This is a genomic window from Nocardia sp. NPDC051030, assembly GCF_040683015.1.
Classification (GTDB): Bacteria; Actinomycetota; Actinomycetes; order Mycobacteriales; family Mycobacteriaceae; genus Nocardia.
In genome coordinates, this window is the sequence record NZ_JBFBCD010000004.1 from 62406 (window position 1) to 78300 (window position 15895).

Consider the following 15895-nt stretch of genomic DNA (forward strand, 5'->3'; position numbering starts at 1 on the left):
CGCCGCAGCCTCTGAGCTCGACGTCGTCTCAGACAGGTCGCTAGAGTTGGAGTGACGGCAATGGCGTCGCCACCGATCGGGGGAATAGTGACCACAACTCAGGTGTCGTCCGGCGAATGGCTCAGCGCCCCAATCACTTCGGGGTTCGCGGCCGTGGAAGGCCTGGCGCGGCGGCTGCTTCGGAATGCGCCGACGGAGGATCCGGGGGAACGGGATCCACGGATCGTGGCCATGACGCAAACGCCGGCTCGGCTGGCGACCTGGTATTTCCGGGGCGAGGTCCGCGGGCTCGAACACATTCCAGACAGCGGACCGGCGCTGCTGGCGTCGATGCATTCGGGCGTCATCGCCATGCCCGATGCTCCGGTTCTCTTCGACGGCCTCCTGCGGCGGTTCGGGTCACAACGGCCGATACATGTACTGGCGCACGACGGGTGGCGGCTGATCCAAGCGGCGATTCCCGGGGCACGGCTCGCCCGCAAGCTCGGCGTGCTCGCCGCCAATCGGGACAACGCGCGCGCCGCACTGCGGGCCGGATCGGTATTGCTGGTGTTTCCCGGCGGCGAATACGACCAGTTCCGACCGATCTGGCAGGCCAATACGGTCGACTTCGGCGGGCGAACGGGGTTCCTGCGCATCGCTTATGAGGAAGACGTTCCGCTGATCCCGGTCGTGCACGTCGGCAGCCACGAAACCTCCATCTCGCTCTCGCGCGGCGAATCGCTGGTGCGAATGCTGCGGATCGACCGGCCGCCGTTCCGAGTCAGCGCCCTGCCGGTGGTACTCCCCCAGCTCATCCCATTCCCGGCGAAGATCACCATCGAAGCGCTGCCGCCGATCGACTTGCGCGCCCAGTTCCCCGCGGACGACGAACCCGACTATTCGGTCATGTACGCCGAGGTCATGAAGATCATGCAGGCCGCGGTCGACAAGCTCGCCGCCGAACGCAGGTTCCCGATCCTCGGCTGAGCCCGCTGTCGTCGTATTCGTCGGTAAGGACAGCGCGTGCAACCACGAGTCGAGTCGGCGACAACCGCGCCCGATGAGTCGCCCGAAGCGTCCTGCCCAACCCGGGCACAGCGCTCGCCGAACGCCACCCCCGCCGTCGGCTGAGCATGCCGCGGTCGATACGCTCGCCGCCCGAATGCCGGTTCCCCATCCTCGGCTGGGACACCACACCGGTAGTCGCTGCTCGGCACGCTGTGGCGGGGATACCCGCAGTTGCAGGCCTTATTGGCAGATGCAGACCTTGCAACGCCTGCAACTGTCGACAACCCCTGCAAGGGTCGACCGCACGCGGCTGTCGGTGGATCTGCGCGCCGGACGACGACCGCGCTCGACGAGCGAGTGACGTGTCGAGCCCAACCCGCCGGGGCGCGACTCGCCCAGTAACGTGGGGCGCATGACAGCTGTTGCAGATCGTTCGCTCGGACCGGAATTGGCACGTACGGAGAACATCGGGGCGGCCGATGTGCTCGTTATTGGACTCACCTCCGGTGATGACGGGCCCGCGATCGCGCCGGCGGATGCGTTCGGCGATGTGCTCGACGGCGACACTCGTGCGGCGTTGTTGACCGCGTTGCGGGCGGTCGGGGCGAAGGGTAAGTCGGAGGAGTTGACTCGGGTGCCCGCGCCGAGCGGGCTGTCGGTGGACAGTGTGCTGGCGGTCGGGCTGGGTGCTGCGGACAAGGTTGATGCCGAGCAGGTTCGTAAGTCGGCGGGGGCGGCGGGGCGGGCGCTGACCGGGGTTGGGACCGCGGTCACCACTTTGTCGGGGCTGGATATTGGTGCGGCGGCCGAGGGTTTCTACCTGGGCGCGTACCAGTTCACGGCGTTCAAGTCGGGAAAATCCGCACCCAAGGCCGGTGAGCAGCCGGTGGGGCGCATCGAATTCCTGGTTCCTGAAGCGGGATTCGGCGAGGAGGCGCTGTTCCGGGCTCAGGCGATCGCCGAAGCCGTCGCTACCGCACGGGATTTCGTGAACACTCCCCCGAGCCACCTTTACCCGGGTGAATTCGCCAATCGCGCAGCGGAATTGGCCAAGGCCGCCGGGTTGCAGGTGGAGATCCTGGACGAGAAGGAGTTGGAGGCCAAGGGATTCGGCGGCATCCTCGGTGTCGGCAAGGGGTCCTCGCGGAAGCCTCGGCTGATTCGCATCACCTATGCGGGCGGCGACCCCAAGGTGGCGCTGATCGGTAAGGGCATCACCTTCGATACCGGCGGCATTTCGATCAAGCCTGCCGCGGGCATGGAGAACATGACCTCCGATATGGGTGGCGCGGCGGCGGTCATTGCCACCACGCTGCTGGCGGCTCGGTTGAGCCTGCCGATCACCGTTACCGCGACCGTGCCGATGGCCGAGAACATGCCGTCCGCCGACGCGCAGCGGCCGGGTGACGTGCTCACGCAGTACGGCGGGACCACCGTCGAGGTGATCAATACCGACGCGGAGGGTCGCCTGATCCTCGCCGACGCCATTGTGCGGGCGGGCGAGGACGAGCCCGACTACCTGATCGATGTCGCCACCCTCACCGGTGCGCAGATGGTCGCGCTCGGCACCCGGACGCCGGGTGTCATGGGCACCGATGAATTCCGTGATCGGGTTGCCCGCATCTCCCAGTCCGTGGGCGAAAACGCTTGGGCCATGCCGCTTCCCGCGGAATTGCGCGCGGATATCGCTTCCAAGATCGCCGATCTGGCCAATGTCGCGCCGCATCGGTGGGGCGGGATGCTGTCGGCCGGGCTGTTCCTGAAGGAGTTCGTGCCGGAGGGTGTCGCGTGGGCGCACCTGGATGTCGCGGGACCGGCCTACAACACGGGCGGGGCGTTCGGGTACATCGGCAAGGGTGGCACGGGCGTGCCGGTTCGCACGCTCATCGCGACCCTGGAAGACATCGCGGCAGAGTAAGAATGGCGTCGGCAGGGCCGGATCTGGCCCTGCCGACAACTTTTCCGCCCGGGTACCCGGGCGAAGCTCAGTCGGCCGATGCCCGTCGCTCTTCGATTCGGCGGCGGGCGTCGTGGTCTCGCATGCGCTGCGGATAGCCGACTCGGCGCGCGTCATACACCGGGATACCGAGCATCGCCGAAAGTCGCTGCGCGCCACGCTCCCCCACCACTCGCCGCGTCCATTCGCCGTCGTGCGCGACGAGCAGGACGGTCACGTCGGTCACGGTCGTTCGTGGTTCGACGAAGGCCTCCACCCCGTGATGCGTTCGCGTCCACTCTTCGAGATACGCCGCATCGACGGGATCAGCGCCACCCTTTCGGGCCACGCCACCACGTCCGAACAAATCCAGAATCGCCATCCGGCGGCCTCCTCTCCGGAGCCGGATTACCCACGGCCAACACTTCGATAGTGCCAGTGCTGAGGGGCTGGAATGCGCTCGGCGGGAAGTTCTTCGAGACATCCCAGGCGCTGCTCAGGAAGGGTCGGCGGCGGCGCATTGGGCGCGTGGGGGCGCTGGCCGCCCACAGTTTGCGGTGTGTGCGGGATCCGCGCCGTGAGACGACGTATCAGAACCACTTGCTGACCGGGCGATCGGCGACCGCGGCAACCATGGCGGGATCGCCATGCAGTTGCTGGATATAGGCAGGAGAGCCGAGGCATCAGACGAAGGCAGCCAGTCCCGGCGCATGGATCGTCTCCGATTGCCATTCATCAACCCGACACGGTCGGATCAGCGGTGCGAAGTTCGCGCTCTCAGTTCGATGTGATCGACGCTGCTCAGAGCATAAATATCGCCTATTAAGGACGAATCCGGCCGGTCAAACACCCATAAATCAGTCAATCGCGACATAGCGCTGCCGCCGAGTGGCTAATCCCATCTCAAATCGCTTGCTCATATGTCGCCGCGACCGGTTAGCCTCATCGCCGTGAGCACTGGGGTGGATATCGATCCGGCCGAACTGCGGGCGGCGGCGGATTCTCTGGATACATCGGCACAGGACTTGGCCGATCGCGTGGACACGCATATGCGGAAGGTCCGGGACTTCGTCGGCGTCGACTGGACCGGGACCGCGGCGGGGTCGCATGAAGAACCGTGGGCCGACTGGGAGGAAGGCGCGCGGCGCATCATTGCCTCGTTCCGCGCCGATGCAGGGCTACTGCGACAGGCCGCCACCGAGTTCGAGACAACCGATCGGTCGCGAGCAGAATCCACCGATGCCGCAGGATCCAGCCTCGACCTGCCAGGGACGGCGTGAGCCATGGGTGACTACCGGGTGGATCTCGTCGGATTGGACCAGCTCATCGACGCGGCCGCGACTCTGGAAACCGAGATCGAGCAGCAGGTCACCGCCATCGACCAGCGCGTCGATGCCCTGCACGTGAACTGGTCCGGCGATTCGGCCGTCGCACACCGCGCGGCTCACGACGAGCGCATCGCCGGAGTCGCGGAAATGCGCACCGCGCTCAGCGACCTGCGAGCCAAGCTGAAAACCGCCCACGACGCCTACGTCCAGGTGGGCAAGACCAATGCCGAGATGTGGCCATGAGCCCGACTCCGACCGTCCCGCTCATTCTCTGCAGAGTCGAGGAATACCACTCCGCCGCAGAGGTTTTCGGCTCCATCGCCACCGACGCTGCCACCACGCACATCGCCCTCCTCGGAGTGCTCAACGCCAATGCCGGAATGGCGGGCAGTGACAGCATCGGCCAATCCTGGGCAACCTCATACGACGAGGCAGCCGCCCTCGCCCTCTCCACCTCCGAGCGCCTCCTCACCGCCTTCTCGACAACCGCCAACCTGGTCTCCAGCGGAGCCCACAACCACGAATCCGGCGAAGCCGAAGCGAACTACGACACCGTCGCGACCCCGCCCGCACCGGCGTCCTGGCCCATTCCCTGCGTTGTCACCACCGCCGCGTCAGCCGCCGGAACCGGAATCCCCGAACCCTTCGGCTGGTCCTATGTCAAAGACCTCGTCGGCGCGGTCTGGCCAAACGGTCACCAGGACAAGCTCCACTCCGCCGAAACCGCCTGGTTCACAACAGCCTGCGACTACCGCCTCCTCGCCCAACGCATCCCCCAAGCCTTGACCCTCCTCGGCAACCAACAATCCGAGGAAATCCCCCGCGCAATCGCGACCGGCGCAGAACGTCAGACCGACCTCAACGCACTCGCCGACGTCTGCGAATCCATCGCCAAGGCCTGCGGCGAATACGCCCAGCACCTCGACGACGCCCACCACCAAATCCTCGAAGAACTCAAAGAATTCGGCATAGAAACCGCCCTCGCCGAAGGCCTCTTCGCGGTCGCCGCACCCTTCACCCTCGGCCTCTCCGAACTCGGAAACCTCGCCGTAGGAACCCGTTTCGCCATCAAAGCCCGCCGCGTAGCCACCATCATCGCCGACCTCGCCACCCACGCCGCCGCAATCGTCACCAAGACCCTCAAGCCACTAGCCGAACGACTCCGCCCCTTGCTCTCGAAGATCGGGAAGTGGGTGGACGAAGCACAGGCCAAGCTGGTCAACTTCGGCAGACGGGCCGACGAGGCCCTGCCGCCGACGATCACCCAGGCGGACGAGGACGCCATCCGGGCTTATACAAGCCCATATACTGGCCTGTACGAAGATCTCAACAGCGCATTGAGAGCAGGCGCGGTGGACGCGACACAAAGTACGCAGATCAAAGCCATTGAAGAGGCGCTCACTAAACTTCCCGATCACAACGGCGTCGTATTTCGTGGGACGGATCTACCACCGAATGTCCTCGCGGAGTATAAGACTGGCGAAACAGTGGTCGAGAAATCCTTCACCAGCACCACGGCCGCAGCCGAGGAAGCCTTCCCGGGCAATACGCAATTCACGATCGTGTCGAAGAGCGGCAAGGAAGTTACCAACTACTCCGACATCCCCTCCGAACAAGAAGTCCTCTTCCCTCCCGGGACCGCCTTCCGAGTCTTGAGCAACGACTTCGATCCAACCACCGGAACAACTTTCATTCGACTGATCCAAAGGTGATGCCACTATGAGCAAAGAAATAGCCGGGAAGATCTTTACGACCGACGAAGAACTCGGACTCGAGCCCCTGAGCCAGGATGAGATCACCGAGGCCGAGCGAATGATTGCCGAGGCCGAGGCGCGGAGAGCTGCCGTGCCACCTGAAAAGCGGCGACCGGCCTCCCGCAAGTTCTGGGACGACACGAGCGGCACCGAGTTCGACCAGCGGCGCGATAGCAAGTAGATGACCCTGGAGTGGCGGGGCGTGGTGAATGCCGTGCTCTACAGCGTTCAGTTCACCGATCGCCTCAACCCCAACGAGGTGCGTCGCATCTCGACCGGTTTGCTGACCGAACCACTTTGGGATCTCACGCCTGAGGATGAGTATCGGGCGCTGGTCGACGCACTGAATTCCGGCGAGGAGCTCGATACCTTGGTGCGCACAAAGCATTCCGAGGCCGAGGTCCGGGAGTTCTTGACACGCATAGTCGCAGAACTCGATGCTGCGCGCCCGTGGCCAGATCCTGCGCTCCAGGAACTTTCCATCTCCAGATGGACAGAGTTCACCGGGCTCGAACCCGTTGCCCAGATCAATATCGCGTGGCCGACGATTCAGGGCCTCGTGCAGCGCGGATTCACCAAGCCGCCGGGCGAGAATCGGGAGTGGCTGCTGGTCCGGCTGAGGTCTGGTGCCGAGCTGGCATTGGTCTGGCCGGGATTAGCCGGGCGTACCGCGACGGATGTGCTCTCCCTGGACACGAACATCGCGGCAGAGAGCGTCATCGAAGAAATCCTGGCGGCGACCTCACTCGACCCGAGCAGCATCACCATCCTCTGACATATATCTTCCCGCCCGAATCCAGCCACGGCGCAGGTCGTTACGGCGTGCGGATGGACGGCCGATCGGGGGATCGAGGTGGCGGAACGGGTGGGGGTTCGGCTGGGCCGCACGGGCTTGGGTGCGACACGGTGAGGCCGCGCAGTGGATGCCCTGTGACACGCCGCACCGCGACAAGTGCAAGGATGGGGAACCGGAACTACAAACCACATGATCTTCGGTAGGCACGGGGTTGATCCGTGACTAGGGGTTTGTCGCCGCGACCAGCGGGGGCTACCGCCGGAGAGAAGCTGTTTAACAACGTCGAGCAGTCAGAGGAGTCAACGGACATGGCCTTCTCCGTCCAGATGCCAGCTCTTGGTGAGAGCGTCACCGAGGGCACTGTGACCAGGTGGCTGAAGCAGGAAGGAGACACGGTCGCGGTCGACGAGCCGCTGCTCGAGGTATCGACTGACAAGGTTGATACCGAGATCCCGTCGCCTACCGCCGGTGTGCTGGTCAAGATCGTCGCGCAGGAAGACGACGTCGTCGAGGTCGGTGGCGAGCTCGGTGTGATCGGCGATGCGGGTGAGGCTCCGGCCCCCGCCGCTGCCCCGGCTCCCGCTGCCGCACCCGCCCCGGCCCCCGCGCCCGAACCTGTTGCCGCACCGGCCCCGCAGCCTGCCGCCGCAGCCCCCGCGCCCGAACCTGCCGCCGCCGCTCCGGCCGCGTCCGGCACTCCGGTCAAGATGCCGGAACTGGGCGAGTCGGTTACCGAAGGCACTGTCACCCGCTGGTTGAAGCAGGTCGGTGACTCGGTCGCGGTGGATGAGCCGCTGCTGGAGGTTTCGACCGACAAGGTCGACACCGAGATCCCGTCGCCCGTCGCCGGCACCTTGCTGGAGATCACCGCGCAGGAAGACGACGTCGTGAACGTCGGCGGCCAGCTCGGTGTGATCGGCAGTGGCTCGCCCGCCGCCGCTCCGGCCCCCGCGCCTGCGCCCGCTCCGGCCCCCGCGCCTGCCCCGAAGCCCGCTCCGGTCCCGGCCGCGGCCACCCCGGCCGACGAGCCGTCCACCAATGGCGGCGGTCCGTACGTGACCCCGCTGGTGCGAAAGCTGGCTTCGGAGAACAACGTCGACCTGGCCACCCTCACGGGTTCCGGTGTCGGCGGCCGCATCCGCAAGCAGGATGTGCTGGCTGCCGCGGAGGCCAAGAAGGCTCCGGCTCCGGCCGCCGCTGCTCCGGCTCCCGCCGCTGCTGCTCCGGCCGCGCCCGCCGCTTCGGCCGCCCCGCGTCCGAGCCTGGCGCACCTGCCCGGCACGGTCCAGAAGGCCAGCCGCATCCGGCAGATCACGGCCACCAAGACCCTCGAGTCGTTGCAGACCACCGCACAGCTCACCCAGGTCCACGAGGTCGATATGACCAAGGTGTCCGCGCTGCGCAACCGCGCCAAGGCCGCCTTCAAGCAGCGCGAAGGTGTCAACATCACCTTCCTGCCGTTCTTCGCGAAGGCCGCGATCGAGGCACTTGCCGTGCACCCGAACGTGAATGCCTCCTACAACGCGGACACCAAGGAGATCACCTACCACTCGGCGGTCAACCTGGGCATCGCGGTCGACACCGATCAGGGTCTGCTTTCGCCGATCATCCACAATGCCAACGACCTGTCGCTGGCGGGCCTGGCGCGGGCGATCGCCGATATCGCGAATCGTGCTCGCAACGGCGGACTGAAGCCGGACGAGCTGTCGGGTGGCACCTTCACCATCACCAATATCGGTTCGCAGGGCGCGCTCTTCGACACGCCGATCCTGCTGCCGCCGCAGGCGGCGATGCTCGGCACCGGCGCAATTGTCCGGCGCCCCATGGTGATCGCGGATGACGGCAGCGAGTTCATCGGCATTCGCTCGGTGGCCTACCTGCCGCTCACCTACGATCACCGCCTCATCGACGGCGCCGACGCGGGTCGCTTCGTCAGCACGATCAAGCATCGGCTGGAAGAGGCGGGCTTCGAAGGCGACCTCGGCCTGTAGGACGTTCGCATGAAGGTCGTGGTCGCCGGCTCCTCCGGGCTGATCGGGACGGCGCTCGTCGCGGCATTGCGCCGCGACGGGCATGAAGTCACCCGCTTGGTGCGCCGCCCCGTTCGAGCCAGGGATGAATTCAGCTGGGACCCGGCTCGTGCGGATCTGGACGAACGCGCGCTGCGCGGTGCCGACGCCGTAGTGAATCTTTGCGGCGCCGGTATCGGGCGGCGGCGCTGGAACGGCAGCTATAAGCAGGAGCTCCGCGACAGCCGCATCGTCCCGACCGACGTGCTGGCCTCCGCGGTCGCCGCCCTGGGAGTGCCGACGCTGGTGAATGCCAGCGGCGTGCACTACTACGGCGGCGACAGCGGCGACCGCATCGTCACCGAAACCTCCCCCGCCGGAACCGGATTCCTCGCCGGACTGTGCAACGACTGGGAGGAAGCCGCACAGGAAGCCATCGACGCCGGCGTCCGCACCGTGCTCCTGCGCTCAGCCGTAGTCCTGGCCCGTCACGGCGGCATGCTCGGAATGCTCTACCCCCTCTACTCCCTCGGCCTCGGCGGCCGATTGGGCAATGGCCGCCAATACGTCCCGTGGATCTCCATAGACGACGAGGTCAGCGGCATAATCTTCGCCCTCACCAACGAATCCCTCTCCGGCCCAGTCAATATGGTCGGCCCTGCCCCGGTCACCAACGCGGAATTCACCCGCGCGATCGGCCGCGCCCTACACCGCCCCACCCCCCTGGTGGTCCCCGCCTTCGCCCTCCGCATGGCAATCGGCGAATTCGCGGAAGAGGCAATCCTGCACGGCCCCAGAGCAATCCCCACCGCCCTGGAAGCAGCCGGCTACACCTTCCACCACCCCACCATCGGCGCAGCCCTGGCAGCCACCGTCGGCCAAGGCCGCTGACCGCCCCGTCAACCCGCCACCCCTGGCCCTGTCGGCAGCCATCACCAACAGCCCTGACGGCTGGCCGCCCTCAATTCCCGGCCAGCCCAGCCCATTCGCCACAACGAGTGTTCAACCATGCAGGCGACACGCCGGGCAGGGCCTGCATGGTTGAACACTCGTTGGTCGGCAGCAAGATCAGCATGCGGCTGTGGAGGGGGTTCGTCGGCCGATGCCTCAGCCGCTGCATGGCGATCTTGTAGCCAACCGCTGGATCCGGTTGGAGTTGGTGCACCGCCGGGAGGGTCACCCGTTGCGACGGGGGCGATACGGGTCACAGGGGGTTCGTGGATACCGTGTGGGCGTGAGTAATGAATCGTCTGTGGTCGTATCGGCTGAGCTGTTGGTGCGGGATGCGCGTGAGAGTGATCTGCCGGAGATCCTGGTGATTCACAACAATGCGATTGCGGAGACCACCGCTATCTGGGATACCGAGCCTGCTGATTTGAGTGAGCGGGAGGCTTGGTTCGCGACGCGGACGGCGGCGGGACATCCGGTGCTGGTCGTCGAGATCGACGGGGCTGTGGCGGGGTATGCCAGTTACGGACAGTTCCGGCCGAAGTCGGGTTATCGGTTCTCCGTGGAGAATTCGGTGTATGTGGCTGATCGGTTTCAGCGGCGCGGAGTTGCCAAGGCGTTGATGACCGAGTTGCTGGTGCGCGCCCAGCGGGGTGGAATTCACACCATGATCGCGGCGATCGAGTCCAGTAACGCCACCTCCATTGCCATGCATGAGAAGTTCGGGTTCGCCGTGGTGGCGCAGTTGCCGGAGATGGGGTTCAAGTTCGGGCGGTGGATGGATCTGACGCTGATGCAGATCATGCTCGACGATGGCGTAACGTCGCAGTCGTGAGCGAGAGCACCACCGCCGCCTCGAGTACATCGGCCGCTACCCCGGCCCGCGGCATTTCGGCCCGCCTCGACCGCACACCGTTGCAGGTGGAGGAACTGGGCCTCATCGACTACAACCTCGCGTGGGAGAAGCAGCGCAGTATTGCCTGCGAGCGCGCGGAGGGCATCGGCCAGGATCGGTTGCTGCTGTTGGAGCATCCGTTCGTATTCACTGCGGGTCGCCGCACCGAAGCGGCGGATATGCCTATGGATGGCAGCCCCGTGATCGAGGTGGATCGCGGCGGGAAGATCACCTGGCATGGGCCGGGGCAATTGGTGGGTTACCCGATTATTCGACTGGCCGAGCCGGTGGATGTGGTCGCGTACGTGCGCCGCCTGGAGGAAGCGCTCATCAGCGTGTGCGCGAGCCTCGGACTGGAGACGGGTCGCGTGGACGGCCGTTCCGGCGTGTGGGTACCCGCCTCGGAATTCCTGCCGGAACGCAAGGTCGCCGCGATCGGTGTGCGCGTGCAGCGCGGGGTCGCCATGCATGGCATCTCACTGAACTGCAATTCGTCGCTGGATGGTTTCCAGGCGATCGTTCCGTGCGGTATTCGCGATGCCGGTGTCACCACCCTGACGCGGGAGCTAGGCCGCGAGGTCACCGTGGACGAAGTTCGCCCGCTGGTCGCCGACGCGATTGCCCGCGCCCTCGATGGTGATCTTCCGGTGACCCAGCACAGCCTGCCGCGACCGGTCCCGGTCGCCGACAAGGTGCCCGCAAAAGCCGAATGATCACGAGCGTAGGGTGAGTGAAGTGACCTCCGTCGATACCCCGACACCGAACAATCCGGCCCAACCCAATGGCCGCAAACTGCTGCGTATCGAGGCCCGCAACGCCGAGACCCCGATCGAGCGCAAGCCGAAGTGGATTCGCACCAAAGCCACCATGGGCCCGGAGTACACCGAGCTCAAGAGCCTGGTGAAACGCGAAGGCCTGCATACGGTTTGCGAAGAGGCAGGCTGCCCCAACATCTTCGAGTGTTGGGAGGATCGCGAGGCCACGTTCCTCATCGGCGGTGAACAGTGCACCCGCCGCTGTGACTTCTGCCAGATCGCCACCGGCAAACCCGCCGCACTCGATCGCGATGAGCCCCGGCGCGTGGCCGAGAGCGTGCAGGCCATGGGTCTGCGCTACTCGACCATCACCGGTGTCGCCCGCGATGATCTCGAGGATGGCGGTGCCTGGCTGTACGCGGAGACCGTGCGCGCCATCAAGCGGCTCAACCCGAGCACCGGCGTCGAACTGCTCATCCCGGACTTCAATGCGGTCCCCGAGCAGCTGGCCGAGGTCTTCTCCTCGCGTCCCGAGGTGCTCGCCCACAATGTGGAAACCGTGCCCAGCGTGTTCAAGCGCATCCGCCCGGCCTTCCGCTACGAGCGCTCCCTCGCCGTGATCACCGCCGCCCGCGAGGCCGGTCTGGTCACCAAATCCAACCTCATCCTCGGTATGGGCGAGTCCCCCGAGGAAGTCACCCAGGCCATGCGCGACCTGCACGAGGCCGGGACCGACATTCTCACCATCACCCAATACCTGCGCCCCTCCCCGCTGCATCACCCCGTCGATCGCTGGGTGAAGCCGGAGGAGTTCGTGGAGCACTCCAACGCGGCAACCGAAATGGGCTTCGCCGGTGTCATGGCCGGTCCCCTGGTCCGCTCCTCGTACCGCGCCGGTCGCCTCTACGCCCAGGCCATGCGCCACCACGGCCGCGAAATCTCCCCGGAGATGGCGCATCTCGCCGAAGAAGGCACCGCCAGCCAGGAAGCGACCAGCGTCCTGGCTCGCTACGGCTCATAGGCTCACGGCCTCGAAAAAGTCCGGCTAAGGCCGGGGTCCACAACGGTGGATCCCGGCCTTCGCCGTTGGTTGCGGTAGAGGGCTTATCGCGCGAATCGTGGACGGGATCGGGTCGCCGGTGGGAAGCTCGAAGTACCGCACCAATCGACCCCGGAGCGAGCCATATGGTCGAGCGAACTACGGCGTCCGCAGGCGCCAACGGCAGAGTTATCACGGCTGAGAGGCCGGATGACATACGGAATGTAGTGCTGGTGGGCCACAGTGGGTCGGGGAAGACCACGCTGGTCGAGGCGCTGGCGGTGGCCACCGGGGCGGTGCCTCGGGCGGGGCGGGTGGAGGATGGGACCTGCGTTTCGGACTATGACGATATCGAGCAGCGACAGCACAGGTCTGTGCAATTGTCGGTGGTGCCGATGGGGTGGGATCACGTCAAGGTCAATTTATTGGACACTCCCGGCTATGCGGATTTCGTCGGGGAGCTCAGGGCCGGTCTGCGCGCTGCGGACGCGGCCCTTTTCGTGCTCTCGGCCGCGGCGGGTGTCGAAGGGGTCAGCGGGGCGACGCTCGCATTATGGGAGGAGTGCGCGGGGGTCGGAATGCCCCGGGCGATCGTGCTGACCCATTTGGATACGGCGCGAGCGGATTTCGAGGAGATGACCGATACCTGCCGGGAGATTCTCGGCGGCGGGGCATCGGAATCCATGCTGCCGCTGCATCTTCCGGTGTACGGCGACAAGGGGGCGGATGGGCATCGGCCGGTGATCGGGCTGATCGATCTACTGACGCAACATGTCTACGACTATGTGACCGGGGAACGCGTGGAGACACCCGCCTCCGAGGAGCAGCGGGAGTTGATGGAGGAGGCACGCAATCGGCTCATCGAGGGCATCATCGCCGAGAGCGAGGACGAGACCCTCATGGACCGCTACATCGGCGGGGAGGAGATCGACCTCGCGACGCTGGTGGAGGATCTCGAAAAGGCGGTGGCACGAGGCAGTTTCCATCCGGTGCTGATCGCCGCGCCGCCGCCGGAGGGTGCGCGGCAGGGGTTGGGCACGGTGGAGATTCTGGATTTGATCACGCGTGGATTCCCCACGCCCGCAGAGCATCCGGTGTCGGCGACCAGCGTCGCGGGTAAGTCCGCGCCGCTCGCCTGCGATCCCAGCGCGCCATTGGCCGCCGAAGTGATCCGCACCGCCTCCGACCCGTACGTGGGCCGAATGTCCTTGGTCCGAGTGTTTTCCGGCACCCTGCACGCCGACGACACCGTGCATGTGTGCGGTCACGGCCCCGCCGACACCGCCAATCACGATTCCGATGAGCGGATAGGCGCGGTCTCCGTGCCGTTCGGCAAACAGCAGCGTCCGCTAGGCCAGGCCATTGCCGGTGACATCGTGTGCGTCACCAAGCTCTCGCACGCCGAGACCGGAGACACCCTGTCCGCCAAGGACTCTCCCCTGCTGATCGAGCCGTGGTCCATGCCCGATCCGCTGCTGCCGGTCGCGATCAAGGCGCACAGCAAGGCCGATGAGGACAAGCTCTCGCAGGGCCTGTCCCGCCTGGTCGCCGAGGATCCGACGGTGCGCCTGGAACAGAACCCGCACACCCGTCAACTGGTGCTGTGGTGTCTGGGCGAGGCCCATCGCGAAGTCGCTTTGGAGCGCTTACGCTCCCGCTTCGGCGTCCAGGTCGATGTGATCGACCATCAAGTGGCGCTGCGGGAAACCTTCGCCACCTCGTCCTCCGGCAAGGGCCGCCACGTCAAACAATCCGGCGGCCACGGCCAATACGCCATCTGCGAAATCGAGGTGGCCCCGCTGCCGGAGGGCTCCGGCATCGAATTCGTGGACAAGGTCGTCGGCGGAGTCGTTCCGCGCCAATTCATTCCGTCGGTCGAGAAGGGCGTCCGCGCCCAAGCCGCCCGCGGCGTCACGGCCGGATACCCCCTGGTCGACGTGCGAGTAACCCTCTTCGAAGGCAAGGCCCACTCCGTCGATTCCTCCGACGCCGCCTTCCAGATGGCGGGCAGCCTCGCCCTCCGCGAAGCCGCCGCGGCCGCCCGCATCAGCGTCCTCGAACCCATAGACGCGGTACGAGTGGTGGTTGCCGACGACTACGTGGGCCCAGTCCTCGGCGACCTCTCCAGCCGTCGAGGCCGAGTCCTCGGCACCGAACCGGTAAGCCTGGGCCGCACCGAAATCCGAGCCGAAGTCCCCGAACTAGAACTCAGCCGCTACGCCGTAGACCTACGCTCCCTGGCCCACGGCGCAGCCACCTTCACCCGCACCTACGCCCGCCACGAAGCCATGCCCCCACAGCTCGCCGACAGCGTGCGCGAAAAGGCCAAGAGCTCCGGCTGATCCCAGCTCAATAGCGTGTCGGCCGCTTGCGCTCCGTCATAGCAACGGAAACCCTTCCGGCTGAGCGCATTCCCGTCACTCGCAGGCGACGCCGTCGCCATCGCGGTCGAGGGCGGCGCGGTAGCCGGGCTCGCCCTTGTAGATCGGGGCGGCACCCGCGGCACGGGCGGCGGAGCAGTTCTTGTAGTAGACGTCGTCGGCGCTGGCGGTCTGGGCGCCGAGCACGACGGAGGTCAGGGCGATCGCCGCAATGGCGGACGAGGCGACGAGCTTCTTCATTCTTGTTCCCGTTCTTTCTGTTTCGTTGTCAGCAGGCGTCGAGGACGCGGGTCATGGCGTCCTTTTCGGCTTGCGTCACCCACAGGGAGTAGACGGATTTCACGTCGATCTGTTTGGCGACGTAGGTGCAGCGGAAGGGTTTGGCGGGGAGCCAGGAGGCGGCATCGCTGTCGCTCTTCTGCTGGTTGGCGGGGCCGTCGACCGCGAGCAGGTTGCGGGGGTCGTTGGCGAAGTTGATGCGTTGCAGCGGGGTGAGCTGTTGCGCGCCCTTTTGCCAGGCGTCGGAGAGGGCGACGACGTGATCGATCTGGACGGCATTCGAATTGCCTTGGCCGCGAACGAAATCGATGGTCGTGCCGGTGTAGGGGTCGTTCAGGGTGCCGGTGAGGACGACACAGTCTCGGGTGCCTGGCTTGAAGGTGCGGACGTTCAGGTCGCGGGCCAGGATGTCATTGCGGGTGTCGCAGCCATTGTGGCCGCCGGCGACGTTCACATCGTCGGTCCAGCTGTCGCCGAACATGTCTCGCTTGTAGCCGGCCTTCGGGGCGCGACCCTTCACCGGGAGTGTGTCGAGCAGGATGCGGGCATCCGCGGCCGACGGTGCGTCGTACGAGGTCAGGGTGACGCTCGATGCCTCGGCCGCATCGGCGGGTGTGGCGGTTCCGGCGCAACCGGTGATGGCCAGTGCCGCGGCCATAAGTACCGCCGCACCCGGCACGCGCTTCCACAGAGCAGCCGACGCGGCTCCTCGATCCGTCGACTGCATTTCTCGCGCGATCCCTCCCGGTTGCTTAGGTTGCCCTATTCAGGAGAACAGATCCAAG

General features: G+C 66.0%; 14 protein-coding genes and 1 pseudogene. 13 read left to right on the top strand and 2 right to left on the bottom strand.

The annotated features are described in order from the left end of the window. Window positions 1–231 precede the first annotated feature (231 nt). Both AB0N05_RS13870 and AB0N05_RS13875 read left to right on the top strand, forming a co-directional pair. Entirely contained in the window at window positions 232–969 is a 738-nt protein-coding gene (locus tag AB0N05_RS13870; protein ID WP_364692513.1) for a 1-acyl-sn-glycerol-3-phosphate acyltransferase, read from the top strand. Between the two features lie 433 nt (window positions 970–1402). Then, window positions 1403–2908, top strand: a complete 1506-nt coding sequence (locus tag AB0N05_RS13875; protein ID WP_364692516.1) for a leucyl aminopeptidase — start codon at window positions 1403–1405, stop codon at window positions 2906–2908. A 67-nt stretch (window positions 2909–2975) separates the two neighbouring features. Here AB0N05_RS13875 and AB0N05_RS13880 read toward each other — a convergent pair whose 3' ends face one another. Then, window positions 2976–3308, bottom strand: a complete 333-nt coding sequence (locus tag AB0N05_RS13880) for an oxidoreductase (protein WP_364692519.1) — start codon at window positions 3306–3308, stop codon at window positions 2976–2978. Window positions 3309–3876: 568 nt separating this feature from the next. Here AB0N05_RS13880 and AB0N05_RS13885 point away from each other — a divergent pair. The 11 genes from AB0N05_RS13885 to AB0N05_RS13935 all read left to right on the top strand — a co-directional run bounded on the left by AB0N05_RS13885 (window position 3877) and on the right by AB0N05_RS13935 (window position 14792). Further along, window positions 3877–4206: a WXG100 family type VII secretion target gene (locus tag AB0N05_RS13885; protein WP_364692522.1), complete on the top strand. Its 330-nt coding sequence runs from the start codon at window positions 3877–3879 to the stop codon at window positions 4204–4206. Window positions 4207–4209: 3 nt separating this feature from the next. After that, on the top strand, window positions 4210–4497 hold the full coding sequence (locus tag AB0N05_RS13890; protein ID WP_364692525.1) for a WXG100 family type VII secretion target: 288 nt from the start codon (window positions 4210–4212) through the stop codon (window positions 4495–4497). Next, on the top strand, window positions 4494–5966 hold the full coding sequence (locus tag AB0N05_RS13895; protein ID WP_364692528.1) for an ADP-ribosyltransferase domain-containing protein: 1473 nt from the start codon (window positions 4494–4496) through the stop codon (window positions 5964–5966). The genes AB0N05_RS13890 and AB0N05_RS13895 overlap by 4 nt, the downstream gene beginning before the upstream one ends. A 7-nt stretch (window positions 5967–5973) precedes the next feature. Beyond that, window positions 5974–6189, top strand: a complete 216-nt coding sequence (locus AB0N05_RS13900) for a hypothetical protein (RefSeq protein WP_364692530.1) — start codon at window positions 5974–5976, stop codon at window positions 6187–6189. Window positions 6190–6213: 24 nt separating this feature from the next. Beyond that, window positions 6214–6783 (top strand): hypothetical protein, encoded by a 570-nt coding sequence (locus AB0N05_RS13905; RefSeq protein WP_364692533.1) that lies wholly within the window; start codon window positions 6214–6216, stop codon window positions 6781–6783. Between the two features lie 329 nt (window positions 6784–7112). Continuing rightward, window positions 7113–8795, top strand: a complete 1683-nt coding sequence (gene sucB, locus AB0N05_RS13910; protein ID WP_364692536.1) for a 2-oxoglutarate dehydrogenase, E2 component, dihydrolipoamide succinyltransferase — start codon at window positions 7113–7115, stop codon at window positions 8793–8795. A gap of 9 nt (window positions 8796–8804) precedes the next feature. Then, a complete protein-coding gene (locus AB0N05_RS13915) occupies window positions 8805–9704 on the top strand; it encodes a TIGR01777 family oxidoreductase (RefSeq protein ID WP_364692539.1) in 900 nt (299 codons plus the stop codon). Window positions 9705–10083: 379 nt separating this feature from the next. Further along, window positions 10084–10596 (top strand): N-acetyltransferase family protein, encoded by a 513-nt coding sequence (locus AB0N05_RS13920; RefSeq protein WP_364694526.1) that lies wholly within the window; start codon window positions 10084–10086, stop codon window positions 10594–10596. Window positions 10597–10649: 53 nt separating this feature from the next. Further along, window positions 10650–11369, top strand: coding sequence for a lipoyl(octanoyl) transferase LipB (gene lipB, locus AB0N05_RS13925; RefSeq protein WP_364694529.1), 720 nt, complete (start codon window positions 10650–10652; stop codon window positions 11367–11369). A 22-nt stretch (window positions 11370–11391) separates the two neighbouring features. Beyond that, window positions 11392–12432 carry a lipoyl synthase gene (gene lipA / locus AB0N05_RS13930; RefSeq protein ID WP_364692541.1) on the top strand — a complete coding sequence of 347 codons (1041 nt, stop codon included), beginning with the start codon at window positions 11392–11394 and terminating at the stop codon, window positions 12430–12432. 164 nt (window positions 12433–12596) lie between these two features. Beyond that, window positions 12597–14792, top strand: a complete 2196-nt coding sequence (locus tag AB0N05_RS13935) for an elongation factor G-like protein EF-G2 (RefSeq protein WP_364692544.1) — start codon at window positions 12597–12599, stop codon at window positions 14790–14792. A 75-nt stretch (window positions 14793–14867) separates the two neighbouring features. On the opposite strand, the pseudogene AB0N05_RS13940 reads toward AB0N05_RS13935, so the two are convergent. Then, window positions 14868–15645 (bottom strand): annotated as a pseudogene (locus AB0N05_RS13940) (DUF1524 domain-containing protein); the annotation flags it as partial. Window positions 15646–15895 lie beyond the last annotated feature (250 nt).